We start from the raw sequence: 345 nt of genomic DNA on the forward strand, positions 1-345 counted from the left end.
CACTCCGCGCGAGGCGCTCGACAAGGGCATCGCCACGGTTTACCAGGACCTCGCCGTCGTCCCGCTGATGCCGGTGTGGCGGAACTTCTTCCTCGGCTCCGAGATGACCAGCGGCCCCTGGCCGGTCCGCCGCCTCGACATCGCCCGGATGAAGAAGACCGCCGACGACGAACTGCGCGCCATGGGCATCGTCCTGGACGACCTCGAGCAGCCCATCGGCACACTCTCCGGCGGCCAGCGCCAGTCCGTGGCCATCGCCCGCGCCGTCTACTTCGGCGCCCGCGTCCTCATCCTGGACGAGCCGACCGCCGCGCTCGGCGTCAAGCAGTCCGGCGTCGTGCTGAA

1 protein-coding gene is annotated in these 345 nt (G+C 70.4%); it reads left to right on the forward strand.

Going from position 1 to position 345, the window contains the following annotated elements; all coding sequences use genetic code 11:
* On the forward strand, positions 1-345 hold a 345-nt coding region (locus tag OP79_RS49260; protein ID WP_033329898.1), incomplete at both ends, for an ATP-binding cassette domain-containing protein.

It is taken from the genome of Streptomyces yerevanensis (assembly GCF_000716805.1).
GTDB classification, from domain to species: Bacteria; Actinomycetota; Actinomycetes; order Streptomycetales; family Streptomycetaceae; genus Streptomyces; species Streptomyces flaveus.